Annotated in this window: 20 protein-coding genes and 1 pseudogene; 20 read left to right on the forward strand and 1 reads right to left on the reverse strand. The window is 49.3% G+C overall.

Annotation, left to right across the window (positions count from 1 at the left end):
- Positions 1 to 2: 2 nt before the first annotated feature.
- From JCM12308_RS17695 to JCM12308_RS17760, 15 genes and pseudogenes are all read left to right on the forward strand, one after another.
- On the forward strand, positions 3 to 1,946 hold the full coding sequence (locus JCM12308_RS17695; RefSeq protein ID WP_174519201.1) for a nitric oxide reductase activation protein NorD: 1,944 nt from the start codon (positions 3 to 5) through the stop codon (positions 1,944 to 1,946).
- 3 nt (positions 1,947 to 1,949) lie between these two features.
- Entirely contained in the window at positions 1,950 to 2,141 is a 192-nt protein-coding gene (locus JCM12308_RS17700; protein ID WP_037038177.1) for a hypothetical protein, read from the forward strand.
- On the forward strand, positions 2,138 to 2,386 hold the full coding sequence (locus tag JCM12308_RS17705) for a hypothetical protein (RefSeq protein ID WP_008552875.1): 249 nt from the start codon (positions 2,138 to 2,140) through the stop codon (positions 2,384 to 2,386). Before JCM12308_RS17700 ends, JCM12308_RS17705 begins: the two co-directional genes overlap by 4 nt.
- A 324-nt stretch (positions 2,387 to 2,710) precedes the next feature.
- Entirely contained in the window at positions 2,711 to 3,358 is a 648-nt protein-coding gene (locus JCM12308_RS32390; RefSeq protein WP_208978690.1) for a carbohydrate porin, read from the forward strand.
- Positions 3,300 to 3,863: a carbohydrate porin gene (locus JCM12308_RS32395; protein WP_208978691.1), complete on the forward strand. Its 564-nt coding sequence runs from the start codon at positions 3,300 to 3,302 to the stop codon at positions 3,861 to 3,863. Before JCM12308_RS32390 ends, JCM12308_RS32395 begins: the two co-directional genes overlap by 59 nt.
- Before the next feature lie 472 nt (positions 3,864 to 4,335).
- Positions 4,336 to 4,830 (forward strand): ferredoxin-type protein NapF, encoded by a 495-nt coding sequence (napF, locus tag JCM12308_RS33070; RefSeq protein ID WP_373282387.1) that lies wholly within the window; start codon positions 4,336 to 4,338, stop codon positions 4,828 to 4,830.
- Positions 4,827 to 5,087 carry a chaperone NapD gene (locus JCM12308_RS17720; RefSeq protein ID WP_054784617.1) on the forward strand — a complete coding sequence of 87 codons (261 nt, stop codon included), beginning with the start codon at positions 4,827 to 4,829 and terminating at the stop codon, positions 5,085 to 5,087. The genes napF and JCM12308_RS17720 overlap by 4 nt, the downstream gene beginning before the upstream one ends.
- Positions 5,088 to 5,100: 13 nt before the next feature.
- Positions 5,101 to 7,589 (forward strand): annotated as a pseudogene (gene napA, locus JCM12308_RS17725) (nitrate reductase catalytic subunit NapA).
- Positions 7,590 to 7,621: 32 nt separating this feature from the next.
- Positions 7,622 to 8,419 (forward strand): ferredoxin-type protein NapG, encoded by a 798-nt coding sequence (napG, locus tag JCM12308_RS17730; RefSeq protein ID WP_054784618.1) that lies wholly within the window; start codon positions 7,622 to 7,624, stop codon positions 8,417 to 8,419.
- Positions 8,419 to 9,348, forward strand: coding sequence for a quinol dehydrogenase ferredoxin subunit NapH (gene napH, locus JCM12308_RS17735; RefSeq protein ID WP_054784619.1), 930 nt, complete (start codon positions 8,419 to 8,421; stop codon positions 9,346 to 9,348). The genes napG and napH overlap by 1 nt, the downstream gene beginning before the upstream one ends.
- Positions 9,345 to 9,788 (forward strand): nitrate reductase cytochrome c-type subunit, encoded by a 444-nt coding sequence (locus tag JCM12308_RS17740; protein ID WP_208608778.1) that lies wholly within the window; start codon positions 9,345 to 9,347, stop codon positions 9,786 to 9,788. Before napH ends, JCM12308_RS17740 begins: the two co-directional genes overlap by 4 nt.
- A gap of 27 nt (positions 9,789 to 9,815) precedes the next feature.
- Positions 9,816 to 10,460, forward strand: coding sequence for a NapC/NirT family cytochrome c (locus tag JCM12308_RS17745; protein ID WP_054784620.1), 645 nt, complete (start codon positions 9,816 to 9,818; stop codon positions 10,458 to 10,460).
- A 325-nt stretch (positions 10,461 to 10,785) separates the two neighbouring features.
- A complete protein-coding gene (locus JCM12308_RS17750) occupies positions 10,786 to 12,870 on the forward strand; it encodes a TonB-dependent receptor (RefSeq protein WP_054784621.1) in 2,085 nt (694 codons plus the stop codon).
- A 55-nt stretch (positions 12,871 to 12,925) separates the two neighbouring features.
- Positions 12,926 to 13,294, forward strand: coding sequence for a hypothetical protein (locus tag JCM12308_RS17755; RefSeq protein WP_054784622.1), 369 nt, complete (start codon positions 12,926 to 12,928; stop codon positions 13,292 to 13,294).
- Between the two features lie 57 nt (positions 13,295 to 13,351).
- Entirely contained in the window at positions 13,352 to 14,116 is a 765-nt protein-coding gene (locus JCM12308_RS17760) for an SDR family NAD(P)-dependent oxidoreductase (RefSeq protein WP_054784623.1), read from the forward strand.
- A gap of 7 nt (positions 14,117 to 14,123) precedes the next feature.
- Here JCM12308_RS17760 and JCM12308_RS17765 read toward each other — a convergent pair whose 3' ends face one another.
- Positions 14,124 to 14,726: a hypothetical protein gene (locus JCM12308_RS17765; RefSeq protein ID WP_054784624.1), complete on the reverse strand. Its 603-nt coding sequence runs from the start codon at positions 14,724 to 14,726 to the stop codon at positions 14,124 to 14,126.
- Positions 14,727 to 15,783: 1,057 nt separating this feature from the next.
- On the opposite strand from JCM12308_RS17765, the gene JCM12308_RS17770 reads away from it, so the two are divergent.
- The 5 genes from JCM12308_RS17770 to JCM12308_RS17785 all read left to right on the forward strand — a co-directional run bounded on the left by JCM12308_RS17770 (position 15,784) and on the right by JCM12308_RS17785 (position 25,942).
- Positions 15,784 to 20,622: a beta strand repeat-containing protein gene (locus tag JCM12308_RS17770; RefSeq protein WP_054784625.1), complete on the forward strand. Its 4,839-nt coding sequence runs from the start codon at positions 15,784 to 15,786 to the stop codon at positions 20,620 to 20,622.
- A gap of 78 nt (positions 20,623 to 20,700) precedes the next feature.
- On the forward strand, positions 20,701 to 20,964 hold the full coding sequence (locus tag JCM12308_RS30275; protein WP_208978692.1) for a hypothetical protein: 264 nt from the start codon (positions 20,701 to 20,703) through the stop codon (positions 20,962 to 20,964).
- A gap of 32 nt (positions 20,965 to 20,996) precedes the next feature.
- Positions 20,997 to 22,643: a hypothetical protein gene (locus JCM12308_RS17775; RefSeq protein ID WP_208978693.1), complete on the forward strand. Its 1,647-nt coding sequence runs from the start codon at positions 20,997 to 20,999 to the stop codon at positions 22,641 to 22,643.
- Positions 22,644 to 22,734: 91 nt separating this feature from the next.
- The gene (locus tag JCM12308_RS17780) at positions 22,735 to 24,573 is read left to right on the forward strand and encodes a type I secretion system permease/ATPase (RefSeq protein WP_054784626.1); all 1,839 of its coding nucleotides are present in this window, start codon (positions 22,735 to 22,737) and stop codon (positions 24,571 to 24,573) included.
- 28 nt (positions 24,574 to 24,601) lie between these two features.
- The gene (locus tag JCM12308_RS17785; RefSeq protein WP_208608780.1) at positions 24,602 to 25,942 is read left to right on the forward strand and encodes an HlyD family type I secretion periplasmic adaptor subunit; all 1,341 of its coding nucleotides are present in this window, start codon (positions 24,602 to 24,604) and stop codon (positions 25,940 to 25,942) included.
- The last annotated feature ends 566 nt before the right edge of the window (positions 25,943 to 26,508 follow it).

The raw sequence follows: 26,508 nt of genomic DNA on the forward strand, positions 1-26,508 counted from the left end.
TGATGAAAGAGCAAATACTGGAGTTTTTAGAGCCTGAAGAAGCCGTAGGTAATCTGTGGCATGACTATGCTTCAAGCCTGGGTGCTCCAGTGCACTACGAAGATATGGAGGTCGAGCTGGCTAAGCTTCGTACCTCCGTGCAAGTGGTGTTTCGCGGGTTAGGTGGTGAAGCGAAAGTCGAGATCAGTCAAGCACCGGCGACCGCTTCAACCTACCGTATGCCCGTCAAACGCAAACTGGGTAACGCGGCTGAGACTATTTTTCTCTCCGAGTTTGATGGTGAGCGTTTAAGACTTCCGCCAGTTCTTGGTGTTTTCCCAAGTGCGGAGATGAACCGCGCGCATTACATCTGGCTTGCTGCTTTTGCGGCCAACTGTGATGTTCAGAAAATGCCGGAAGATCCTTTGCAGGCGGATGTTCAGGCGTTGGCTTTGGCCAAGCAAGCTATTGAGCGTGTTTGGGAAAAGTGCAGCGGCCTGCAGAAATTCTTCCGTGAATCCTGCGAGTTCTTGTTGCAAACTCGTAAGCGTCCAAGTCTTCCTGAATGGGAAGCTGCGGTTGAAGCTATTGTTCTGGAATTGCTTGGTGGACCGCGTGCGGTGACCAGCACAAGTGCAACTATTCGCAAAGCGATGGAATGTGTAGATGAGCGTTGGAAGCTGCAGGCTCCGCGTGGATATTGCACCTTTGCGCCTGTGCCGATCTGGGTTTCCAGCGAGTTGGTCAACGGTGAACGGGGTGAAGAGCGCTCGGATGAGCAAGCTCCACCAACACCGCAAGGTGCCAACGCGACATCGAAACGCAAAGCAAAGCGCGAGAAGCGTGAGCAGGCGGATCGAAAAGACAGTTTTATTCTGCACCGGTTTGAGGCGATCCTCTCCTGGGTAGAAAGCATGAACCTCAATCGTAGTACTGACGATGATGAAGAGGAAAATGCGCAGAAAGCAGCTGATGATCAGGACTACATCAGCCTTTCCAAAAATCAGCGGAAAGCTGCGACGCGTTTGCGCTTGCATCTGGACTTGTCTCCAGAAGATGCGGACCACGAACGCCTTTCCGACAAGTACACTTATCCTGAATGGGATCATCGCCAGCGCAAGTTTTTGGAAGATCACTGCCGCGTTCTTGAGAAAGACGCCGAGCCTGATTACGAGAGCGCGCTGCTGACAGATGCCTATCACAGACGCCGTATCCGGCAGGTGAAGCGCCAGTTTGAGGCTCTGCGTCCGAAGCGGATCATGCAGATGCGTCAGGCGGAAGGTTCTGAGCTTGATCTGGATGCGCTGGTCACTGCGCAAGTTGATCTGAAGGCATCCGGATATGCGTCCGATCGGATCTTCCAGGATGCCCGCGCTGTCGAGCGTGATCTTTCCGTTGCGATGTTGCTTGATACATCCCGCTCCACTGAGAGTGCGGTTGGCGATTCCAGCGTGATCGAAATTGCTGGTGCTGCTCTGGCTGCATTGTCTGGCGGTATTGATGCCAGTGGCGATCATCTTGGCGTCTGGGGCTTCTCGTCCTTGAAACGAGACCGCGTTTTCATGAACAAAGCCAAAGGCTTTGATGAGCCGATGACTGACGAAGTGATCGCGAAGATTGGTGGTCTCAAGCCTTGTTATTACACCCGTCTGGGTGCTGCGATCCGGCATACAACCGCGCAGCTTGCCTTGCAGCAAACACAGCGGAAGCTTTTGCTTGTACTAACAGACGGAAAGCCAAACGACCTGGATCACTATGAGGGCATTCACGGCATTGAAGACAGCCACATGGCTGTTCGTGAAGCGCGTCGCCAAGGCATGGCGGTTCATGGCGTGATTGTTGATGAGGATGGGCAGGACTGGTTTGCCCGGATCTTCGGCAAGGGTGGTTACACATTGTTCCCAAATCCGGAGCGTCTTACTCGCGCGCTACCTGATATCTACAGAAGCCTGACAAGGGAGTATTAGATTATGAAGCTTTTCTATATGGTTATGGGCTTTATGGCGGGTCTACTGCCTTTGTCCGCAATGTCGGCGGTTTCCGGGTATCAGCGCCCTGTGCCTCAGCCGCAAAGTGCGACTGCTGAACTCTGGTTTTTGCTGGCAACAGTTATGCTTGTTGTTTCACTTTATGTCGTTCACAGGGTCGTTAAAGGCAGATGACTGAAGACGAACTCCGCAATCGCATCAGCGTAAGAAGGCTGGCGCTCTATCTTTACCCACTGGGTATTGGAGCGGTTGGCATCAACCTCTTCTTTTTGTCGCTGATCTTTTCATGGGTCGGGCTGCCAGTTATGTCGCCCTATCTCGCGATGGCTGGAGGTGTTGTGTTCGGCTATCCATTTGCATATCCCTTCGCGAAGCATATCCGATACCTGATGGATAAATCGGACGGATTGCTGGACTGATTGAACAGTTCAGTGAAGGTTGAATCTCAGCGCGGCCTCTTCAGGTCGCGCTTTTTTTGTGAGAAGTGGTCACTGCGTTGATCTGATTGACAATTCTGTCAATTCAGGACTGCTGATTATTGTGCCAGCATAGTGTTGATTTGCTGGAGTTGTTTTGCGTTCCTTCTGGCCTGGACTTCTGATCGAGAGAGGCAGCAGTTGCGAGCGTTTTCTGCCCGTTCATTTTCGCAGGAACTGAGGTGGTGTTGCTGGCTGACAGCAGCATGCTTTGGGCTTTGCCTGGGTTTAGGGGGAGAGGCTTACGCTCAATCGGGCCGCTGGCCTTTGGACTGGAACAGCTGGGAAACCGCGACTGGAGACTGGGGCGGATATCGCACGAAGCTCAACAACATGGGCATTGATCCTGAGCTGAACTATACGCATGACATCATGGCAAACCCGGTTGGGGGCGAACGGCAATCTTTGGCTTACGCAGGGGCGCTTGATGCCAGCGTCGATCTTGATCTTGAGACATTGCTGGGATTGAACGGGACCAGTTTCAGTTTGGGTTTGTACCAAGGTCTTGGGCGTGATCTCTCCGGTGAAGACATCAATAATTTCTTCGATGTGGCGCAGATCTTCATCGGCGATGTGTTTGGCATTTCGCAGATGAACTTTCTGCAGACATTGGCCAATGATCGGATTGAGATTGCGCTTGGCAGATTGTCCGCTGGTACTGACTTTGCCTTCAGTGAAGCATTCCCGCTTTATGTGAACACGGCGGTCAATGGCAACCCGGCTCAGTTGCTTGAAAACGTACCATCTTTTACGACGCCGCCCTTCAGCCAATGGGGTGTGCGAGGAACGGTTAAGCCGGAGGAGTTCCTGTATCTTTCGGTTGCTGCTTACAATGCTGATGTGAATGCTCAGGACAATGACACGCAAGCTGAATTTCAAGTTCAATCCCGAAGATGGCGTGCTGGCTATTGCTGAAGGCGGGTTGCTTGTTGGGCAGGAAAGCAATGGTCCATATCTACCCGGGCGTTACATGATTGGCGGGTACTATGATACCAGCGATTACACCAGTTTTGTGGATCCAGATGACATCATTGAAGGAAACTGGGGGCTCTACTTCATTGCCAACCAAATGGTCTATGAAGAGCAAGAGGATCAGGGGCTTAACGTTTGGGGTGTTTTCACGTTGGCGCCGCGTCAGAGCATTAACAGTTTCCCTTATGGTGTGAGCGGTGGTGCCTATTACAAAGGGTTGTTTGATAGCCGTGATAACGACATCACGGCAGGTGCTTTCTACTTAGGCATTTATAGCGAAGACCTGCCCGGTCAGACCTTTGAACTTGTTTTCGAACTGAACCATCGTTTTCAGTTTAATCAGTGGTTCTATACGACGGTGGATGGCCAGTATGTTGTGAACCCAAATGGACAGACGAACATCTCTGATGCATGGGTTGTTGGCCTCGAAATGTCCGTCGATTTCTAAGTAGTTTCCCTCTGATTTTGAGCGTGATTTGGCCGTATCTGATAGTGCAAATCAGTTGCATAAAACATGTAGATTTACGGAAGAAAAAATACGCGGAAATCCACTGTAAACTTGGAGTTTTTGCGGCTCGGATAGCTGTTCTGCATGGGGGAGTGCTCTGCAGTGAAGCAGTACAAAATTTCAGCTTTAAAACAAAGGTATTTGAGTGCTGATTTTGTCCTATTGAGTGGAACATACTGACTCTACATCAGAATTCTCTAAATTAGTTTGGTTTGATGTAATTTGAAATATGGACGAAAGCTAAATCATCACGGAAATGTGAGATGTAAACTCAAGTTAATTTTAAATCTTGAGTTTTCTGTACTAGTATTTCTCAAGCTTTCAAATTGATTGCAATCAAAATGCAAAAGTAATCTCGTTGATATATTTTTCTCAGTTCAGTTGAGAAGTTGATTCTATCATGCAAGCGCAGATGGAGAGGCGGCGTTTTCTTGGTATATCCAAGTATGCGGAGGATAAGCCGTGTCCGCCCTACAGTATTAGCATAGATAAATTTTCGGATGCTTGCACCGGTTGCGGCGATTGTGTTTCTGCGTGCCCCGAAAAGATCCTTCTCATTTCTGAACGGAGCAGATTGGCTGTTGTCGATTTCGGCATGGGATCCTGTACGTTTTGTGAGGAATGTGTCGACGCCTGCAAGGAGGGAGCGTTGGTTAAGACTGATGAGGCTCCCTGGGCGATGAAAGCTACCATCGGTTCCAACTGCCTCTCTTTTCAAAAGATCGCGTGCCGGGCCTGCGCAGACTTTTGTGAGATGAGGGCAATCCGGTTTCATCTTGGCCTTGGTGGCCAGCAAATTCCTGATTTGGACAGTGAAGCCTGTACCGGCTGCGGTGCCTGCCTTGTTGCCTGTCCCAACGGATCCATCGAAATGCGTGAAATTAAACTCCAAGAGGAGGTTCTATGAACATTTGCGGCGTTCTTGTGACCTGCGAGCCGGGCAAGACCCAAGAGGTTTCCGAAGCAATCACAGCCCTTCCGGGCGTGGAAGTTCATATCACCAATGAAGATACAAGGCAGCTCGTCGTCACGGTGGAAGACACGGATGAGACATTTGCTGATCAGCAAGTGATGGAGCTCCACCGGACCCCGGGCGTTGTGTCTGCAGGACTTACTTACCATCAATTCGAACCAAACACCGACCCTGACTTGAAGGCGGCCTAACGGGAGGCAAACCATGTCAATCACGGCATCTCGCAGAGATATAATTAAGTCAGCAGCGGTTGCAGCAACTGCTTCTGCAGCTGGCATCGCTCTACCAAAGTCCGCCGAGGCTCAGGGAAAAGCCTCCGACATCCGCTGGGATAAGGCTGTCTGCCGCTTTTGCGGTACTGGCTGTTCACTCCTGGTTGGTGTGAAGGATGATCGCGTTGTAGCAACTCAGGGTGATCCTGATGCGCCTGTAAACCGCGGCCTGAACTGCATCAAGGGCTATTTCCTCTCCAAGATCATGTATGGTCAGGATCGCCTGAGAACACCACTTCTGCGTAAGACCGGTGGCGTTTATGACAAGAATGGTGAGTTTGAGCCTGTTTCCTGGGATGAAGCCTTCACCGTTATGTCTGGCAAGTTCAAGGATGCGATCAAGAAGACTGGTCCGTCTGCGGTTGGTATGTTTGGCTCTGGTCAGTGGACCATCTGGGAAGGTTATGCTGCCTCCAAGTTTATGAAGGCAGGTCTGCGTTCCAATAACATCGATCCAAATGCACGCCACTGTATGGCGTCTGCTGTAGCAGCGTTTATCCGCACATTCGGTATTGATGAGCCAATGGGCTGCTACGATGATCTGGAGCTGGCTGACACGTTTGTGCTGTGGGGCGCGAACATGGCAGAGATGCATCCGATCCTCTGGTCACGCCTGACAGACACACGCCTGACAAAGCCTGGCTGTGAAGTGCATGTTCTTTCTACTTTCGAGCATCGTAGCTTCGAGCTTGCTGACAACGGCATGGTGTTCACACCACAGACTGATCTGGTGATCCTCAACTTCATCGCCAACTACATCATCGAGAATGATGCGGTGAACTGGGACTTCGTGAACAAGCACGTCAACATCACCAAGACAGCTACAGATATCGGCTACGGTCTGCGTCCAACTGACGAACGTGAGAAAGATGCCGAGAATGCTGGTTCCGGCAAGATCTCCAAGATTGACTTTGAAGAGTATAAGCAGCTCGTTTCCAAATATACGCTTGAGTATGCCGAGGAAATGTCCGGTGTACCTGCAGAGAAACTTCTGAAGCTGGCACAGGCATATGCTGATCCAAACCGGAAGGTTATGTCTCTCTGGACTATGGGCTTCAATCAGCACTCACGTGTACATGGGTCAACAGCCTTTGCTATAACGTTCACCTGCTGACAGGTAAGATCTCCGAGCCAGGCAATGGTCCATTCTCCCTGACTGGTCAGCCATCTGCTTGTGGTACTGCCCGTGAGGTTGGCACTTTTGCGCACCGCTTGCCTGCGGACATGGTGGTTAAGAATCCTAAGCACCGCGAGATCTGTGAAAAAGCTTGGGGCATTCCAGAAGGTACGATCCCTGGTAAGCCTGGTTACCACGCAGTTCTGCATCACCGGATGCTTAAAGACGGTAAGCTGAATGCATATTGGGTTCAGTGCACCAACAACCTGCAAGCTGCTCCAAACATGAACGAGGAAGGCTGGCCGGGTTATCGGAACCCAGACAACTTCATTGTGGTGTCTGATCCGTATCCAACCGTTACTGCAATGGCTGCTGATCTTATTCTGCCTACCGCTATGTGGGCAGAAAAAGAAGGTGCCTACGGCAACGCGGAACGTCGTACTCAGTTCTGGCGTCAGCAGGTGAAGGCTCCGGGTGAAGCCATGTCAGATGTCTGGCAGGTTATGGAGTTCTCCAAGTACTTCAAGACAGAAGATGTCTGGACTGAAGAGCTTCTCGCCAAGAAGCCTGAACTACGCGGTAAGACACTGTTTGAAGTTCTCTTCGCCAATGGTGTGGTCGACAAATTCCCTGTTTCTGAAGTGAAAGAAGGCTTCAACAACCACGAGTCTGAAGACTTTGGCTTCTACGTACAGAAGGGTCTGTTTGAAGAGTACGCTCAGTTCGGTCGCGGTCATGCGCACGATCTGGCTGACTTTGACACCTATCACAAGGCTCGCGGTCTGCGTTGGCCTGTGGTTGATGGCAAGGAAACACTCTATCGCTTCCGTGAAGGCTACGATCCTTATGTTCCAAAAGGAGAGGGCGTCCGCTTCTACGGAAAGCCAGATGGTCGTGCGAACATCATCTTTGCTCCTTACGAGCCGCCTGCAGAAATGCCTGACAAAGACTTTGATCTCTGGCTGTGCACCGGTCGTGTTCTTGAGCATTGGCACACAGGTTCTATGACACGTCGTGTTCCTGAGCTGCACAGAGCATTCCCTGCCGGTGTCGTGTTCATGCATCCGCAAGATGCACGTGAGCGTGGTCTGCGCAGAGGGCAAGAAGTCACTGTATCAACCCGTCGCGGTGAAGTGCAGACACGCGTTGAAACCCGTGGTCGTAACAAGGTGCCTAAGGGCTTGGTCTACATGGCTTTCTTCGATGCAAGTCAGCTGACCAACAAACTCACCCTTGATGCCACTTGTCCGATTTCCAAAGAGACGGATTTCAAGAAGTGCGCTTGTAAAGTCGAAAGCGCTTAGAGCAACCCTCTGAGCAGCAATGGATAAGAACCATGTCTGATCTCAAAAAGACAGGCCTCAGCAGTGCAAAGCGTCGTCAGTTTCTTGGCGACGCAGCCCGCACGGCGTGTGGCTGTGCTGTTGCTGCGACGTTCCTGACGGTCTATCAGGCGCAGGCCAAGGCTTTGCCTGCCGACGCCATCAGACCGCCCGGGGCTCTTACTGAAGAAGAGTTTTTGAGTGCATGTGTGCGGTGCGGACTGTGTGTTCGTGACTGTCCTTATGACACTTTGAAGCTCGCCGAGCTTGGTGAAACTGGCCCGGCAACCGGAACACCATACTTTACAGCTCGTGATGTGCCTTGTGAGATGTGTGAGGACATTCCTTGTGTTGCTGCCTGTCCAACAGGGGCACTGGATCATTCTCTCACCGACATTGATGATGCTGATATGGGTGTGGCTGTCCTGATCGATCAGGAGAACTGCCTCAACTTCCTCGGTTTGCGTTGTGACGTTTGCTATCGGGTTTGTCCGCTGATTGATGAAGCGATCAAACTTGAGATGACGCCAAACACGCGAACGGGCAGCCATGCTGTCTTCTCGCCAACTGTCTATGCAGATGCCTGCACAGGCTGCGGTAAATGTGAGAAGGCGTGTGTTCTGCCAGAGTCTGCGATCAAGGTTCTTCCTCGCCGCATCGCCAGAGCTGAGAGTGCTGAGCACTACCGGCTTGGTTGGGAGGAAAAAGCCAAGGCAGGAAATGCGTTGGTGCCAGGTGTGATCGATCTGCCGGATCGTGTGCCGGATGCAGGTGCCTTCGAGCCCGTGTTCCAGCCAGGGAAGGGGCAGTGATGACTACACATGCATTAGACGCCCAAAGCCTTAAGGAAAAGAAGCGGAGTTGGGTTCTGCGTAACCGCTTTCTGCTGCTTAGACGAAGCACTCAGTTGTTGGTTCTGGCTCTTTTCCTTGCTGGTCCCTGGGCCGGGGTCTGGATTGTCAAAGGAACTCTGACATCCAGCATGACGCTGAACATCCTTCCGCTGTCAGATCCGTTTTTGCTATTGCAGACAATGGTGACGGGACATTGGCCTGAGCTGACCGGTTTGATTGGTCTGGCCATTGTGGTTGTTTCCTACGCCGTGTTTGGTGGTCGGCTTTACTGCTCATGGGTTTGTCCCATGAATGTGGTGACTGACAGTGCAAACTGGTTGCATCGCAAGCTTGATCTGAAAAAGGGGTGGCAACCGAAGAAGCACACCCGCTACTGGGTTCTGGCGATGACGCTGCTTGTCGCTGCCGGATCTGGTTCTCTGGCTTACGAGCTGGTCAATCCAGTCACCTTGCTACACCGTGGGCTGGTGTTTGGCATGGGCTTCGCCTGGGCTGCGGTGCTGATGGTGTTCCTGTTTGACACTTTCGTCTCCCGGCATGGTTGGTGCGGACATCTGTGCCCTATGGGTGCGGTGTATGGACTGCTCAATACCAAGAGCTTGCTGCGGATCTCTGCCAAGAACCGCGAAGCTTGTGATGACTGCATGGACTGCTTTGAGGTTTGCCCTGAGAACCATGTGATCTCACCAGCTCTGCGAGGCAAAGGGGATGACACCCCGCTCATTCAACATCGGGACTGTACGTCTTGTGGTCGCTGTATCGACGTATGCGATCTGGACGTTTTCAGTTTCACCCATCGTTTCGATACTCAACTTATTCAACCTACTTCAATCGAACCGGGCCCCCGCGATCCGGTCGCGACCAAAGCTATGGGAGGTCACAAATGAAAACGGGAGTGCCTTGGAAGGCTATCACCATTATGGCGGTTTTGAACCTTACCGGCTTTGCCGCCTTGAACGCACATGCCGAGGGGGTAAAGTCCTTGCGGGGTGTACAGGTCGATGAGCCCGTGTTCGTAGAACCGATCGCTCGTCCTCAAAACACCCGGGTGAACCGTGAGTTTCGTCAGCAGCCACCATTGGTGCCGCACAAGACTGAAGCTTATCAGGTGGACCTGAAGGTGAACCAGTGCCTGACTTGCCATGACTGGGCAAATGCAGGTGAGAAAAAAGCACCAACCCTTTCCATGACACACTATGCAGACCGTGAAGGGCGTCAGCTGGATCAGGTTGCTGGTACACGCTGGTTCTGCACGCAATGCCATGTTCCTCAGGTCGAAGCTGAGCCGCTCGTGGAGAATGAATTTACTCCGTCAAGCAAACGCTAGATGGCACTCTGACTGGAGGAACTAAATATGAGCAATCAAGGCGCAATTCCCAATAAAGATCAGGGGCCTGGCCTGATCAAACGGATCTGGCGTTTTCTGAGACATCCTGCTGCGACGATTTCTGCAGGTGCTCTGTTGCTGATTGGTGTCGTTGTTGGTGTGGCTTTTTGGGGTAGCTTCAACTGGTCCATGGAAATGACCAATACAGAAGAGTTCTGCATTGGCTGCCATGAGATGGAGGCAAACGTCTACGCGGAATACACTGAGACAGCGCACTACAACAATGCTTCAGGCGTACGGGCAACCTGTCCTGACTGCCATGTGCCTAAAGAGTGGGTGCATAAGGTGGTTCGGAAGGTACAAGCGACCAGAGAGCTTTATCACAAAGCTCTGGGTTCCATTGATAGTCCTGCGAAATTTGAAGAGAAACGTCTTGAGTTGGCAACCAACGTTTGGACTGCAATGAAGAAGACAGACAGCCGCGAATGCCGGAACTGTCACGAGTTCGATTCTATGGACTTTGTTCTTCAGGAAGGCCGTGCATCCGCTGCTCACTCTGATGCATTCAAGGAAGGCAAGACTTGTATTGATTGTCACCAGGGCATAGCTCACAGCCTGCCAGCAAACGCTCTGGAAGCTTACAAAGAGAAGGTTTCGGCTGTTTACGACTAAACATAGCATTTGCTGAAGTCAGACAAGACAACTGGCAGAACCCACCTTCAATCAACCTTGAGGGTGGGTTTTCGTTGTCTCATGCACTGTGAGATGAGCGAATCAGCATTTAGCCTTAGCAACTGAAATACAGGAAGGAAGCGCAGCATGGATGTGTTTGCTTGATCCAAATCAAACGAGAAGGGGAGCAGTTATGTTGGATGTGATCAAAATGACACAAATATGAGTCTTATATTCATATTTATTTTTGTGTGGTCATTTTTGCATTGATAGATATCGCCACTCAATAATATGAGTCATTAACTCATATTAAAAGGGTGTAGGGATGTCCAAGGGTTTTGTCTCCGGCTTGATGACCGGAATCTGCTATCTCGCACTGCAATCCGGTGCATATTCTCAAGAACAGAAAGAACCAGAAGAGCTCGGTCCGATCGTCGTAACCGCTGCCCGCGGTGAGCAAAGCCTCGACGAGGTCACACGCTCCGTCGCTGTCGTCGATAGCGAACAGATTGAGCGTGCCTCCACGAACAGTGTGGCTGAGATTTTGCGTGATGTGCCGGGTGTTAAGATCATCGATAGTGGCGTGCCGGGAATGCAGCGTATCAGTATTCGAGGAGAGTCTTCTATTCGCAACGTTGTGCTGATTGATGGACAGGAGATCTCTGACCACACCTCTTATGGTCCACTGTTTTTGATTGCGCCTGAAGACATCGAGCGGATCGAAGTTGTAAAAGGTCCAGGCTCCGTTCTTCATGGTTCCAAGGCAATTGGTGGTGTTGTAAACATCATCACCAAGAAAGGTGCAGATAGACCATTGGAGGTAGAGGTTGGCACGAAATTTAACTCCTCGACCAATGGCATAAGTGGTTTTGCTTCTGCTGCCGGTACGATCGATAAATGGGATTATCGAGTTTCTCTCTCGCGAGCCTATGATGGTGACAGGGAAACTCCAGCTGGCACTTTAGATCCCAGCGCATCTTCAGAGCAGAGTGCGACCGCTTACATCGGATACCGCGGTGATCAACATAGTTTTAGCTTGAAAGCTGAGCGCTATGAGTTGGAAGCTGATGTATACACCGGTGATCCAGATTTTCCTTTTGACTTGCCTAAGCGTGATCGCTCCAAGCTCTCTATTTTTTATGATTTTGAAGATGTGAATGAATACATCTCCAAGATACATCTTGATGGATTTTTCCAACAAATCGACCGTGTTGCTGAAAATGGCTACACGATTCCGGAAATTGCTTTCCCCCCTACCAATCCTCCCACCATTACTAAGATGAAGCAGCGTGACAATCATATCGGAAGTGAGCTGCAAACTTTGGGACTTAATGGTCAGGTGGATCTAGCACTTTTCAATAATGTTGTGACCTTGGTTGGTTTCCAAGCTGTTCAGGATCGCCTCGATAGACAAAGCTCTCAAACTGGTATGGATATTCCATTTCCACCTGGTCCACCGAACTTCCCAACACCAATCACTCCAACCAGTACTGATGATGAAGGAAAAGTCACAACACTTTCTGCGTTTGTGCAGAATGAATGGGATGTGACTGATGATCTGACACTCACTTCTGGCAGCCGTTACTACTTGGTGAAAACAGAGAACAAAGGGTCAGCGGGTGATCGGGATGAAACTGATCAGGCTGTCGTGGGTGCTGTTGGTCTAAACTACACTGGCTTTGATGATTTCGCACTGAGAGCGAGCGTGGCCCAAGGATATGTGTATCCGACACTCATCCAGACTATGATTGGTACTAACTTTTCGCCAGCTGGTATGGTTTTCTCCAACCCTGACTTGGAAGCGGAAACATCCGTGACTGCTGAGCTTGGTGGGCGTTACGATGACGGGCAGCTCATGTTGGACGCTGCTGTCTTTTATACCCAGGCAAAGGATTACATCACGACGGTTGCTTGTGACAATGTTGCCTGCCCAATAGGCTCACTGATGTATGATAACATTAATGAGGCACGGACTTGGGGGCTTGAGCTATCCGCTTCGTACAGAATTTCTGATTGGAGTTTGACACCATATGCGAACCTGACATTGATGCGTCGTCAGTTTGAAGAGGCCGATCTTACGACATTTCATACCAATACGCCGTTAGTTTCCGGTTCTGTTGGTGTGAAGAAAGACTGGAGCTTCTCTAACGGAGTTGAAGCACACGCAGACATGTATGCTCGTTTTGCTAGCAAACACACTGATCTTGATCGAAGCAATGAGGTGGTCACAGAAGACGCTTTTGCAACTCTCAACTTAGCCGGTGGGTTCTCTTATGACTTTGATGATGAGCGTAAGTTGAAGGTGAATGCTGCGGTCGAGAACATTTTTGATCTTGAATATAAGCCCTCTCTGGATGAGTTGACTGCTCCGGGGCGGACCTTCAAGCTTTCTGCTAGCGTGATCTTTTAAGTTTTTTGAGCTCTGCCGTGATTGCGGCAGAGCTTTTCTATAAGGAAATAATAGAATGAAAACTGTGCTTCTCATGTTTCTGCTGAGTTCAGTAGGGGCTGACGGGGAGGTTGGTGCCTCCTATGTTGAGAAAGACAGCCACGAAGAATGCCAGGAAGGCATTGTTGCTCTTAAAGAAATTCTCGCTGAGCCACGTTTCAAGATCCACTACGCTGGATGTCATGAAAGTACTGCAAATATCTCAGAATTTGAGCATCCGGGGGCTGAGGACGAAGGGGAGAAAGCGGAGAGGTTTGTGTATCTGAATGCACTTCAAGATGGAAAGCTTTTGGTTTCTCAAGCTGAAAGCCTTTCTCTCTGTGAAGCTCAGCTAGAGGGTTCTAACAGCTGGTGTGCTATCAGCACGCAGAAGTTATTGCCGTAACAAAGTGATCTATGCTTTGCTCTCCCTTAGAGGTTTTACTTTTGGGGGGGAGCACGCATGTCATCACGTACTAAGATTGCCTGGATTATTGGAGCGACTTCGGGAATAGGTGAGGAGCTGTGTAAGCTCTATGTTGCAGATGGTTGGAAAGTTGTGGCGAGTGGCCGACGTGTTGAGCGCCTTGAAACGTTGAGGCAGGCTTACGGCTCAGTGAAAGCTTTGCCAGTTGATGTAACCGATAAAAAGCAGATTGAGCATGCTGTTCAAAGATTTGAAGCCGAAGATTTGCTACCAGACCTCACAGTATACTGTTCTGGCGTGTTCCATGTCGGCGGACTATCCACTTTGACGGACGATGTATGTGTCAACGCAATGGATACCAACTACTTTGGCGCGGTTCGTACCATCCATAATCTATTTCCCCTACTGAAAGAGCGGGGATCAGGCCAGATTGCAATCATATCCTCATTGAGTGGATATGGCGGACTGCCTTATGCGGCGAGTTACGGCCCAACAAAGGCCGCATTGATCAATCTCTGTGAGGCGTTGAAGCCGAGCTTTGATCGGGCAAATCTCTCTCTGTCGGTGATCAATCCGGGCTTTGTCAAAACTGCAATGACGGAGAACAGCAGGTTGCCTATGCCGTTTATCATTGCGGCTGAAGGTGCTGCGCGACGGATCAAGAAAGGTCTTGATCGAAAGAAGTTTGAGATCGCATTCCCATTCCCCCTGGTAACTGCGCTGAAACTGCTCCGAGTTATGCCCTACTGGGCTTACTTCCGACTAGTTGGTTTGTCTGCAGGTAAAAGAGGGCGAAGCTGACCTGCCTTTAGGATGGCTGAAATTGCGGTGAGCCTTGGTGTTGAGGCTTATCTGCTGCCTGTGACATAGCGTGTTGCAGCTCAGGTATGAATGCCCAGATCTCGCGGTTCAGCTTGACCAGCTTTTCGATAGCTTTCCCCATTTGGGCGATACGGGCGTCATCCAATGCTTTGATTTCTCCGAGCTGGATTTGCCCGTTTTTACGCTGAATTCGCATTGAATGGGTGTGCGTTATCTCACCTTGCTGGTTTTGCCTGAAGGTTGCGTGGCTAAACTCGTTTCTCAGGCGCGTGCTTTCGTTGAAGATACGCAGGATACGGCGAAGTTTCTTTTTGAGAGTATCGTCTTTAAGCTTTGCATCGGCCAGGCGCTCGATCAGGTCTACGCGGGCCCTTGTTGTATTGAGCGTGCCAAAGACCAGTGTCGCGGTGAGTTCATCTGTCTCCATCAGGTGCTGGAGTATGTAAATGAATGTGCTCTCATTGTTTGACCAACTGTAGTTGATGTTGCCAATCAAGGCGAACAGCAGGTTGCGCCTGCCTGCTTTGTTGGGGGCCAAGCGATCCAGTTCGTCAAAGTCAGGCGAATGAGGGATCTGATCATCATCCATGGAGCTTACCCGTCTAAGAAGATGTGTTGATGTGCATGGTCTCTAAATTCTGACGCAAGGGTAGCAAAGCTGTGGGTTCATTGACAGGGGCTGTCAGATTGATTTTCGCCAGCGACTCCTAGGATGGGTGTGATGCATGCTTTCGTGAAGTATATGAAGCATCAAAAGCAGAAATGCTTAAATCTTAAGGGCTATAAATCTCAATGAAGCCAAATATTCTTGAATTACCTGTGAAGAAATTTATGCGATCAGAAAATTAAATTAAGTGCCGTATTGTGTCCCTGAATTGGAGTATTGCGTTCTTTTATTAGTCGGCGAAGTATGGTTATGGATCCATAACTTTTACACTGAAACAGTGTTTGGGGTGTGCTGTAATTTTACTGCATATTGCATGAGTTCTTGAAAACCTGTTTCCCAATCAGCTTGCTAGGCGATTTAAATGAGACTGGCATTATTGAGACCAATAAACATACCCCTGTGAGGGGTGCTCAATTAGTTTTCAGTGATATTTAAAACATTAATTTGCAAATACTAACGTTAACTAGCTATTAATATCCTAGATAATTATAGTAATTTCTATCTAGTTCAATTGAATGTATTGTTTGTTTTTACCCAATATTACTCTTGGTTTGTCTGTTTTTTAGGTCGTGTTATAGCTTCCGCCGCTTCCGTGAGGAATTTTCTTTCTTGTCTTTGCTGGAGCTTTGTTTGAAGGAATGGAGTCAATTCGTTTTAGCAAGAGCATTTAGTTAGTATTTAGAGCGGAAACCCAGAACCAAAGCATTTTATCGGTTCCTTCGCTTTCTGAAGCCGAAATCATGTTTATCGTACAGATACCTTGTTTGTGCGGGCTGGACCTTTGCGCCCAAAATTCGGAGTTTTCCGGGTATGCGAGCCATATGCTCTCTTTGGTCCCAGACCGAAACGCTGAACCGAAAAGACAGCCTTCAAATCATGGAATGAAACATTTTTTCAATCCTCAGGAGAACCTGTGGCAACCAGCTGACGTAAATGATCGGCTTTTTGCAGGGCAGTTCTCCGAATATTTGGAGACGATATGTCTGGTTATAATCCATTTAGTGATGGCACCGATACACGTATCCGCGCGGAGCAGGATAACACACTCGGTGATAAGGACGTTGTTGAGCACAACGGTGATAGTAGTGCTGAGGTCCTCAATGATGGTTCGTTAGATCAAAGCATTGAAGTGAACCGTACTGATGATGTTCGGACTTATGCTCAGGCTGGAGATGGTATTCAGGATATCAATGCTGCTCTTCAGATCGGTGACGACTTAACCATTGATGCAAGTTCGGCTGCATCTGCTAATGGTAAAGGTGTTGCGCTCGCTTTTGATCAGGGTATTGCAACTGGTGCGAACCAACAGAGCAACGATGTTTCTGGCAGTGTAACTGGTGGTAACTTTGATGCCTCTTCAGTTGGTGGTGATGGAACTGGTGTGAATGCACACCAAACTGGTGCAGCTGCAGAAGACAATGATACCGATACTTTTCTTCGCGCCAACCAATCAAACTATGCAAACGATCTTGATACACTGGATAATGTAACCGTCACGAATGATGGTGATCTTGAACAGCGTGTCAAAGTTAAAGGTGGTGACGCAGATTCCGGTAACGGCATCATTGGTGCTGGTCCTACTGACATTGCTGGTTCTAATGTTGGCGTAGGCGATGATGAAAGTATCAATGGCTCTACTGCTGCTCAGGCAGATGCTTCTGGTCTTGCACGTAGTTTCAACCAGACACTGCAAACTGGTAACAACGAGCAGGGCAACAATGTCGATCTCTCGATCACCGGTTCTGACGTAGATGTCTCAGGTGCTGGTGGTTCCGGTGCAGAAGCTGTTGTTGGTGGTGCGGACGTCACCTCTGGTAACTCAGACACAAACACTCGTGCTCGTGTCACACAGTCAAATGAGCTGAATGACGGCGTTGGCGGTGGTTTTGGTGGCGGCAACATTGACGGTGCCATTGCAAATCCTGAGGTTGCGAACCTTGATGACTCTCATCAGGTTGTAAAATCTAAAGCTGGTGAAGCAACCAGTGAAGATGGCATTAACTCCATAGACCAGATCGGCACTTCCGCTTCTGTTGGTGGTGATGGCAGTGTAAATGGTAGTGCCGCTGCTTCAGCATCTGCAAGTGCTGTCGGCGTTGGTTTCCAGCAAGATATCTCTGCTGGCAGCAATGCACAGACCAACTCTGCTAGTCTTGGTATCACCGGCACTGGTGTCGGACAGGCTACTTCCGGTGAAGACGACGCGACTGCGGATATCAAGGTCGCTGCAGATGATGGCTTCATGGAATCTGAAACTGGTACGAATGCGAGATTCAACCAGTCTAACGATGCCTATGATGGCGATGCGATAATTGAGCCGAGCCTTCATAACGATGGTCATGCCAATCAGAAAATTGAAGCCTTCGGCAATGATGCTATTGCTGGTGACGGCATTGACATGAATGGTGGCCGTCTTGGTGCGACACATGTTGTTGATGATGGTTCTATCACCGGTTCTACGCTTGCTAAATCTGATGCATTGGGTGTTGCTGCAAGCTTTGAGCAGAAGGTTAGCACGGGTGGCAATGCGCAGAGCAATGCATCTGACCTCGATGTAACTGGGGCAAACCAAGTTACTGCTTCTGCTGGTGAAGATGGTGCTGCCGCTTCTTTGAATGCAGATGATCCATCTGTTTACGGTGACCATCAGACAGGCACACGTACATCAAGCGATCAGACTAATGCTCTTGGTGATCAAGACGATATTGATGATGCGAATGTCTGGAATGAGCATGATAGCACGCAGACTGTTGATGTAGATGGTGGCACTTCAAGTGCTGGTAACGGTATCTCGTTTGATTCCGGGACTTCTGCTGCGGTTCACAGCAACTTTGATATGAGTGGTTCGGCTGCGGCCTCTGCGAATGCTCAAGGTGTTGCTCAGTCCTTCACACAGTCCCTGACATCTGGCGGTAATGCGCAAAGCAACTCTGCTGAAGTCTTCGTGACAGGTGCTGAAATGACTGCATCTGTGGTGGGTGAAGACGGTGCTGGTGATGACACAGGACCAGTTTCACTTCTTGCTGGCAGTGGTAACACCAATACAAATACCAACTCCAATCAGTCTCAAGACAATGAGATGTATGATGGAGATTCCCTATTTAGTCCTGATGTCCTCAATACTGGTGGGGCAGATGCAGTGCAGACTGTCACCGTTGATGGTGGCAATGCGACTGCAGGCAATGGTATCGAAGCTCTTGGTGCAAACCCAGGTGAGAACCTTGGTCCGGACACTGTTGGTGATGATAGTTCCATCTCCGGTAGCACATCTGCAAGTGCAAATGGAACGGGTGCTGCAATCAACTTTGGGCAGACGCTCAAAACTGGTGGCAATGCTCAGTCCAACTCTGTTGATGTGGACGTTGTTGGCGGTAATAAAGCACTAGCATCTGCTGGTGAAAGTGGAGCTGTTGCTGGATCAGAAACAGATACCCCTGTTGATCACGACACCACAACTACCTCATGGAGTGAGCAAAGCAATCAGCTCGGTGATGTAGATAATATTAGTCGTGCTGACGTAGCTAACTGGGGCCATAGCACTCAAACCGTTGATGTCGACGGTGGAACTGCGTCTTCTGGAGCTGGCATTGTTCAGACTGGTGGAAGTTCTACCAACATTGATGGCAATGAAAGCATCTCAGGCTCTAGTTCGGCTTCTGCAGATGCGACCGGTGTTGCTCAATCCTTCACGCAGACACAAGTGACAGGTGGTAATGCTCAAAGCAACTCCGCATCTGTCTCTGTTACTGGCGCTGATGTGAACGTTGCTTCAGCAGGTCAAGACAATGCAGAAGTGAATGGTACTTGGGCTGGAACCACGAACACGGATAGCTTCTCAGGTGGCCTCCAGGGTAACACTGCATACGATGGTGACACCATCCGGGATAGCGATGTTCGCAACCACCACGATTCCGTTCAGGACGTAACTGCTACTGGTGGCACAGCAACTGCAGGTGATGGCATTGAATCTACCAGCGGTGGTCAGATTGGTGCTCAGGGTGCTCCTGGTGTTGAAGAAGATAGCACCATTAGTGGCCTTTCAAGTGCTGGTGCTGATGCGACTGCTGCAGCTGCCTCGTTTGAACAGGTTCTGAGCACTGGTGGTAATGGGCAGGGTAACTCTTACGATGCGAGCATCGTAGGTGCGAACTCAGGCGTTGCTGCATCTGGTGAAGACAATGCAACTCTTGGCCAGTTCGGCCAGGCTGCTGCGGCAGGTCAAGCTGATACTGATACTGCTGCTGGTGCCTGGCAGGAAAACACGCTCGGTGACAACGATGAGTTGCTTGGCCCGGACGTTGAAAACCATGACCTAGTTGATCAGGATGTTTCTGCTACTGGTGGTACAGCCACAAGTGGTGCTGGCATTAGTGTTGCTGGGTTTGGTGGCGACGTTGGAGCAGCGCGTGTTGGTGACGACTCATCTATCACTGGTGTCACCCAAGCGACAGCGGATGCATCAGCATCTGCGTCTTCCATGAACCAGAAACTGTTTTCTGGTGGTAACTCGCAGGGCAATGATCTTGATCTGAGTGTGACCGGTGGAAGTAGCAATGTGCAGTCTGCAGGCGAAGATTCAAACGTAACGTTTGCATCTGTGGCTGGTACTGGTCCGGCTGATAATGGTGGAGTGGATTCTACTGACTCTCTCCTAGGCGGATATCAGAGCAATACTCTTTATGATGGTGATGAAGTTTCTTATGCAGATGTTGAGAACCATCATGAAGTTTATCAGGATGTAACCGCTACTGGTGGTTCTGCGAGCGCTGGTGTTGGCTCTGGTGGGATTGATGGCACCGATGTGAAAGGTGCATTGAATGTTGGAGATAACGCATCTCTCACCGGTAAAGCGTCGTCATCAGCTGATGCTGTTGCTGAAGCTTCTGCCTTCAATCAGGTAATCTCTACAGGTGGCAATGCTCAGGTTAACTCTGCTGATGTTGACATTGTTGGAGACAACAAGAATGTCATCTCTGTTGGAGATGACAGTGAAGGTGGAGCTGACAACTCAGTTCGCTCCGGCACCATTGCTGGAAACGCTGATAGTCTTGCTTTGTTCTCACAAAACAACACAGCGGGTGACAATGATCTCATAGATGAGATGGATGTTAAGAACTGGGAAGACGTTAACCAGACTGTGACTGCGGTTGGTGGCGATGCTCAATCTGGTGACGGCATTACTGATCCTGTGAGCACCTTTGTTGCCAATGGTTCCGTTGGTGATGATTACACCGTAACTGCGGAAGCTGTTGCTTCTGCAGACGCTACTGCGAAGACATCTGCCTTCAACCAGAGCCTGTATTCAGGTGGTAACAAGCAGGTCAACTCAACCGAGCTGGATGTTACTGGTCAGAACGACACTCTTCTCTTTACTGGTGAAGATGACGATCTGGGTGCTTTGGACATCACTCCATCTGGTAGCCCTGATGTTGGCGGTGGCTTCTTCGGTACGCTGGACTCCAACGGTACTGACACCATCTTCGGTGCTGAGCAGGCAAATGCATTGTATGATCAGGATGTGATCACCAATGTTGAAGTTCACAACCATGGCACACTTAATCAGACAGTGACTGCTGATGGTGGTGAGGCGATCTCTGCAGATGGTATCCATGATGCAGAAAGCCTCTTCGACTTCGGTACAGGTGATGATTATAGCGTGACGGCTTCTACGGCTGCGACTGCTGATGCTCTGGGTGTGGCGAATGCCTTTAACCAGACGATCGTCATGGGTGCGAACGTTCAGGCCAATGCTGTTGATGTCAATGTTGTTGGCGGTTCTTCAACCGTGAACGTAGTTGGCGAAGACGACCTTGCATAAACAGATCTAAACAAGACCTGCGCGGAGCAATCCGCGCAGGTCATTTTATATATCCATATGAAATTGTTAGGATATTTTATGCTGTCGCAGGCTATAAATGAATTAAGCTGGCACTTTATCGGCTATATGAAGATCTTTGATAGTATCGCTACAGCCGAACAGAGCTTTGACGAAGCCTGGTTTGCTCAAGACGCTATTGTTATTACCCCGGTGGAAGTTGTTTACTCTCGCGGAGATACCGCTGAGCTTCCCTACGAGAAATTCTATAATCTTCCTTCACTGCTACCAGAGATTGGCGCAGCTCTCAGGCTCGTCTCCCATATTCGGTTGAGACGCTTGTAAATGCTTCGGACTTTACGCTGCCTTCTGAAGGTGTGTTTTTTGAAGATGGTGGTGAAACAGATCTGCCGCAAAATGGTGATGTCGGTCAGTCTCTCGACTACACCTATACAATCACCTTCACCTATCGCGATATTTATGCTCCAGACATCGAAATCAACCTTGCTCAAGAGAATGCCCTGACAGATGACGATCTGTTGCTGTCTAAAAGCGAGTTTGGTGATGATATTCCAGAGAGCAATGCCGATGAGGTGTTAGAACAGCTTTTGGATGCTGCCAATGAAATTGAGCTCGATACTCTTGATCAGATTTTTGAGGAGGAGGATGCTCAAAGTGCAGCTGATGCTATCGGTGAAGCACTGGTTCAACGTGCTGAAAATGATGCTCCGAACCCATCATTCACCAGCGGTGACAACATCGGTGAGCTTCCTGAAGAAGAGCAAGATAGTGATGAGAGTTCTGATGATGACGAAAATGACAGCAGCTATGTGACGACTGGCGACAATGAGGCCGTGAACGTGGCTTCAATCGTGGATCTGAGCGAGCTGAAGTGTTCGACCGTTGTGATGGGAGATTACTATGCTACAAACTCGATCATTCAGAGCAACCTCTATTATGGGCCAACTGAGCAACTCACCGATGTTGTCAATGGGCAAGGCCTCTCGGACACGGTTGTCTACAATGATGCCAATGTGAGTTCAGAAGGGGAGTATCTGATCTCCTCGCACGTAACCTATGATAATCCAGACTACTCCTTTACCGTCGATGTGGTGAGTGGCAACTTTTACGATCTGAATATTGTTAGTCAGAAAAACTATCTGTCAGATGATGATTGCGTGTCCTATCAGCTGAACAACAACGGCTACTATGTTCAAACCGGTGACAACACCCAGGTGAATGCAGCGCAGTTGATTGATAGCATTCAAAATTATGACGTCATTGTTGTGCTGGGTAACTATTACGACGTCAACTACATCAGCCAGAAAAACATCCTTCTTGATACTGATTATGTCGATACAACGGGTACTTCGATTAACGGTACGGGGCGGCACAATGTTCTGACCAACGAAGGCACCATTAAGAACATTGGTGGTGGGTCGCTGATGAAACCCATGACTTCTGAGGTTCATGGTTTGGTCGACGCGATGGATGGCCGGGCTGGAGAGTATGAGTACACCGCTTCTTCGGCGACAGGCGGTTTGCCAATCCTGCCCAGTACTGATCTGAAAGTCCTTTATATCACAGGCGATTACTATCAGATCAATGCGATTGAACAGATCAATGTTCTTTCAGACGCTGATTACGTGAAGATCCATAAGGAAACTGAAGACAGCGGAGTGCTGACGCAGACGATCAATGGTGAAGTTGTTGAGGCTGATGAGGATGGTTATCTGGACACGTCGAGCAACAAGACAAGCAACAAAGCAACCATCATTGATTACGACAGTCAGTCAGGTTTTCAATATTTGGATGGCGAATACTCAGAGGAAGACATTGTCATAAAAGTCAATATCGTAGTCTCTGAAGAGGAAGATCTCGAAACAGCATTGAATGGAAATACTGATCTGGTTTCGGAGGTTGTTGCGTTTACTGGCAATGATGTTGGTAGCGAAGCCGGATCGTCTCCCGCATTTGTTCCTTACGCGGGTGAGAGTGACATGGTCTCAGATATAATCGTTTGATTTTAATAGATTTTTATAGAGAGAATGTATGTTTAAAGCTCGAGAGACTAAGAATAATAGCCGACAGCGTGGAGGGCAGGCGAGCAAAACATTGCAGGTGGATGGTATTTCGCAGCAACCTGCACATGGAGAAAAGCTCGCAGGCCAAAAAGGTAATTTTGCCTCCAGAAAAAATGGCGGCCCTTATGAAGATATTGATTTTCGGAAGTTGATGCAAAATGGTCTGGCACGGGCAAAGATCAACCTGTTGTATGTTGGGTTCTTCTCCTTCTGCGCCAGCCTTCTGATCCTTTCTGTTCCCATTTATCTGTTCCAGATTTCTGACCGTGTGTTGACCAGCCGAAGTGTCGATACACTTGTGATGCTTACTGCTATCGTCATTGGCCTTGTGTTGGCTCATGTGCTGCTGGATATGTTCCGCCGCTTTATGCTTATGCGGGTTGCCGTGGATGTTGAGACGCGACTCGGTGGGCCTGTGCTCAGTGCAGCAGCAAGGGCGTCGCATAATGGCAGTAGTCAGGAGTTTCAGGCTCTTTCTGACTTGCAGCAGTTGCGGAGCTTTTTGACGGGTTCTGTGCTTCTGACCATGATGGATGCACCTGTGGCTCCGATCTATCTGCTCGTCGTTTACATGGTGCACCCGCAACTTGGCATGATCGTTACAACGACTATTTTGCTGCTGCTCGTTCTTGCGCGGATCAACCAGCGACTAACTGCTGTTCCATTTGGAAAGGCCAATGCATTTTCTTCCCGTGCAAACCTGCAGGCAGAAGCGATGGCGCGGAATGCTCAGGTTATGAACGCAATGGGAATGATCCCTGAAGGTGTGATTATCTGGGGTAAGGAAACTGCTGAATCGTTGAAGGCCCAGATACTGGGGCAGGATCGAAATGTCCTGATTTCAGCTGTATCCAAATTCATCCGCTTGTCTACTCAGATCACGATGCTTGGTTGGGGCGCGTGGCTTGCGCTTTCCAATGAAATTACTGGCGGGATGATTATTGCGGCGTCTATTATTGGTGGTCGTGCTCTAGCTCCTGTTGAAGGCATTATTGATGGTTGGAAGAGCTATGTGGGAGCGAAGAACGCATATGGGCGCATCCAGAAATTGCTGCATACCTCTCCGCTTAATGTGCATCGGCTTCGATTGCCGAATCCTGCTGGCCGACTGAGTGTTGAGCGGCTGCTATTCGTACCGCCTCCAAACAAGCGTGTGATCCTGAATGGCATTTCGTTCCAGCTCTCTCCAGGAGATTCTCTGGCTGTTGTTGGCGCGTCTGGTTCCGGGAAGAGTACGCTGGGAAAAATGTTGGTTGGCTCTCTCATCCCAACAGCAGGCAATGTGCGCCTTGATATGATGGACTTGAGGAATTGGGATAGTCGGCAGCTTGGTGAGAATATCGGTTACTTGCCGCAGGATGTTCAGCTCTTTCCGGGTACGATCAAAGAGAATATTGCCCGAATGAATAGAGAAGCCAATGATGAGGACGTCTTTAAGGCCGCTCAAATGGCAGATATTCATGAGATGGTCTCGCAGTTTTCTCAGGGCTATGAGACGCAAGTTGCTATGGATGGAGCGCCACTCTCTGGTGGGCAGCGGCAGCGGATAGGGTTGGCTCGGGCATTCTATAATAACCCTCGTCTGTTGGTGTTGGATGAGCCAAACTCCAATCTGGACACCATCGGGGAACATGCTTTGGCAGAAGCTCTTGGACGGGCCAAGCAGGATGGAATGACTGTCATTGCGATTACACAGAGGCCCGCACTTCTGCGCTGCGTTGATAAGATCATGATGCTTAAAGATGGGACTGTGGCGGCGTTTGGAAGCCGTGATGAAGTGATGCCTTTGATTACGGGAAAACGGCCGGGCATTTCACAGCATCAAGACGCCCCGGGGCATAACCTGCCAGCGGCGCAACCAGCTGAATAGTTTAAGCTTTTGATATTTGGTGATTTTAATGTCTACTAGAGCACTTATACTTGATGGAAGCTGGTATGAGGATGTGCCCCGCACAACTCGCTCTCCCATATTGGCTAGTTTAATCATTATTGCGCTTACTTTTGCCGGGTTTGGTTATTGGGCCTCAAGCGCTCCCATGGCAGGTGCTGTGGTTGCTTCCGGTTCCTTTGTTGCTACAGGTCAGAACAAGATTGTCCAGCACTTTGAAGGTGGGATCATCAAAGAGATCCTCGTAAAAGAAGGGGATGTGGTTTCTGCCGGTGATGTTCTGGTGAAACTAGATGAAACAGCTGCAGAAGCAAATTTAGAACGGTTGGTGATCCGGCAAGCACGTTTGCAAGCCATTCAGGCACGACTGACACAAGAGGCCAAAGGGCATAAGACGCTTGTTCTTCCTGAGATGCTGACAAGCACGGCACACGATCCGAAAATCAAAAGCATCATCCTGAACCAGTCACTGACTTTCAAAGCCAGAACGAGAAAGCTACAGAGTGAGATTGATATCCTTGCGCAGGGTATCGATGCTTTGAAGGAACGCATACAAGGTGGTCAATCTCAGTTGGTTGCCGTTAAACAGCAGATGGAGTTGTTCCAGGAAGAGCTGGATGCCAAGAAGAAGATTTTGGGTAAGGGACTGATTCGAAAATCAGATGTGCTGCGCATAGAGCGTTCACTTGCAAACCTGAAAGGTGAGGAAGGACGTATCCTCGCGGAGATCGGCGATGCTACGGAGCGGATTGCGCGAGCGCGAGCTCAGATTGTCAAAGTAGAAAACGAAGCATCCCAAACGGCAGTGGGTGAATTGCAGGTGGTCAATGCGGATCTTGATGATGTAAGTGAGCAAATTCGCGCGGCACAAGATGTCTTGCAGCGCGTTGAAATTGTCGCTCCTGTGCGCGGCATTGTCGTTCGAATGCGTTATCACACTGCTGGAGGTGTTGTTGAGAGTGGTAAGGACCTGATGGAGATACTGCCTCTGCAAGACGAGTTGATCATCGAGGCTTCCATCCAGACCACGGAAATTGACAATGTGAAGGAAGGGCAGAAGGCGATGGTGCGGCTGACAGCCCTGAACCAGCGCATTACGCCAATGCTAGATGCCAAAGTCATTTATGTCTCAGCAGACGCCTTACGAAATGAAGATCCCATGAGCAGTGCAGGAGATGTATACAAAGCGCGTGTGCAGTTGGATCGAGAGAAGATCCCTGGGCATCTGAACTTCAAGGCAACCCCTGGCATGCCTGCTGAAGTGTACATCACGACGAGAGATCGAACCTTCTTTGATTATCTCATGGAGCCTGTGCGTGACAGTATGGCCAGAGCCTTCAGGGAGCCATAAAACCTGAAGTGGTATAGGCCAGTTCGTTAAGTCCATTTAATGATTGGTGCTTTCTGCCGGATTATACTTCTCGGCAGAAAGTTTAATGTTCGAAAGTCTCTTCTAAGAATGATTCAAAGGAAAATAAAAGAGTTTGAGTGACTTTTTTAGTCAGACTCAGTCTTGTTACTGGAATCTTATTTGCTCGGTTGTGCTGAGGTGCAAGCTTTAGGCGAGTGTGTGTGGATCTATATTCACAACTGTTTAGTGTAATTTGAAGAAAATTTTTTATTGTGTTTTCAATGTTTCAGTAACTAATTGAAGACCCAACTGTTTTGTGGTGCAAAACCTCGCAAACTACCGCTTACGTTAGCTTTATTCCGTTGATGAAGGAAATTAAAGGGTCTGTGCACTGACGGTGGACGAACCGTGTATGCCTATAAGTAAATAGAACCATGAGTTTGATACTAGGCATTTAATGATAACTATTTGGCATTTCTTAACACTGTCTCCTTAAGCGAAGATAACCATGGGGTGAATTTGTTCAACTGCTGCGGGTATTTGATGCCTTCGGCAGTTAGACTCGT

It is taken from the genome of Pseudovibrio denitrificans JCM 12308 (assembly GCF_001310815.1).
GTDB classification, from domain to species: Bacteria; Pseudomonadota; Alphaproteobacteria; order Rhizobiales; family Stappiaceae; genus Pseudovibrio; species Pseudovibrio denitrificans.

Bases quoted from the DNA above. Each gene is read 5' to 3' on its own strand.
- JCM12308_RS17695 (WP_174519201.1), top strand. From the start codon at position 3: ATGAAAGAGCAAATACTGGAGTTTTTAGAGCCTGAAGAAGCCGTAGGT.
- JCM12308_RS17700 (WP_037038177.1), top strand. From the start codon at position 1,950: ATGAAGCTTTTCTATATGGTTATGGGCTTTATGGCGGGTCTACTGCCT.
- JCM12308_RS17705 (WP_008552875.1), top strand. From the start codon at position 2,138: ATGACTGAAGACGAACTCCGCAATCGCATCAGCGTAAGAAGGCTGGCG.
- JCM12308_RS32395 (WP_208978691.1), top strand. From the start codon at position 3,300: ATGACACGCAAGCTGAATTTCAAGTTCAATCCCGAAGATGGCGTGCTG.
- napF (WP_373282387.1), top strand. From the start codon at position 4,336: ATGGAGAGGCGGCGTTTTCTTGGTATATCCAAGTATGCGGAGGATAAG.
- JCM12308_RS17720 (WP_054784617.1), top strand. From the start codon at position 4,827: ATGAACATTTGCGGCGTTCTTGTGACCTGCGAGCCGGGCAAGACCCAA.
- napG (WP_054784618.1), top strand. From the start codon at position 7,622: ATGTCTGATCTCAAAAAGACAGGCCTCAGCAGTGCAAAGCGTCGTCAG.
- napH (WP_054784619.1), top strand. From the start codon at position 8,419: ATGACTACACATGCATTAGACGCCCAAAGCCTTAAGGAAAAGAAGCGG.
- JCM12308_RS17740 (WP_208608778.1), top strand. From the start codon at position 9,345: ATGAAAACGGGAGTGCCTTGGAAGGCTATCACCATTATGGCGGTTTTG.
- JCM12308_RS17745 (WP_054784620.1), top strand. From the start codon at position 9,816: ATGAGCAATCAAGGCGCAATTCCCAATAAAGATCAGGGGCCTGGCCTG.
- JCM12308_RS17750 (WP_054784621.1), top strand. From the start codon at position 10,786: ATGTCCAAGGGTTTTGTCTCCGGCTTGATGACCGGAATCTGCTATCTC.
- JCM12308_RS17755 (WP_054784622.1), top strand. From the start codon at position 12,926: ATGAAAACTGTGCTTCTCATGTTTCTGCTGAGTTCAGTAGGGGCTGAC.
- JCM12308_RS17760 (WP_054784623.1), top strand. From the start codon at position 13,352: ATGTCATCACGTACTAAGATTGCCTGGATTATTGGAGCGACTTCGGGA.
- JCM12308_RS17765 (WP_054784624.1), bottom strand. From the start codon at position 14,726: ATGGATGATGATCAGATCCCTCATTCGCCTGACTTTGACGAACTGGAT.
- JCM12308_RS17770 (WP_054784625.1), top strand. From the start codon at position 15,784: ATGTCTGGTTATAATCCATTTAGTGATGGCACCGATACACGTATCCGC.
- JCM12308_RS30275 (WP_208978692.1), top strand. From the start codon at position 20,701: ATGCTGTCGCAGGCTATAAATGAATTAAGCTGGCACTTTATCGGCTAT.
- JCM12308_RS17785 (WP_208608780.1), top strand. From the start codon at position 24,602: ATGTCTACTAGAGCACTTATACTTGATGGAAGCTGGTATGAGGATGTG.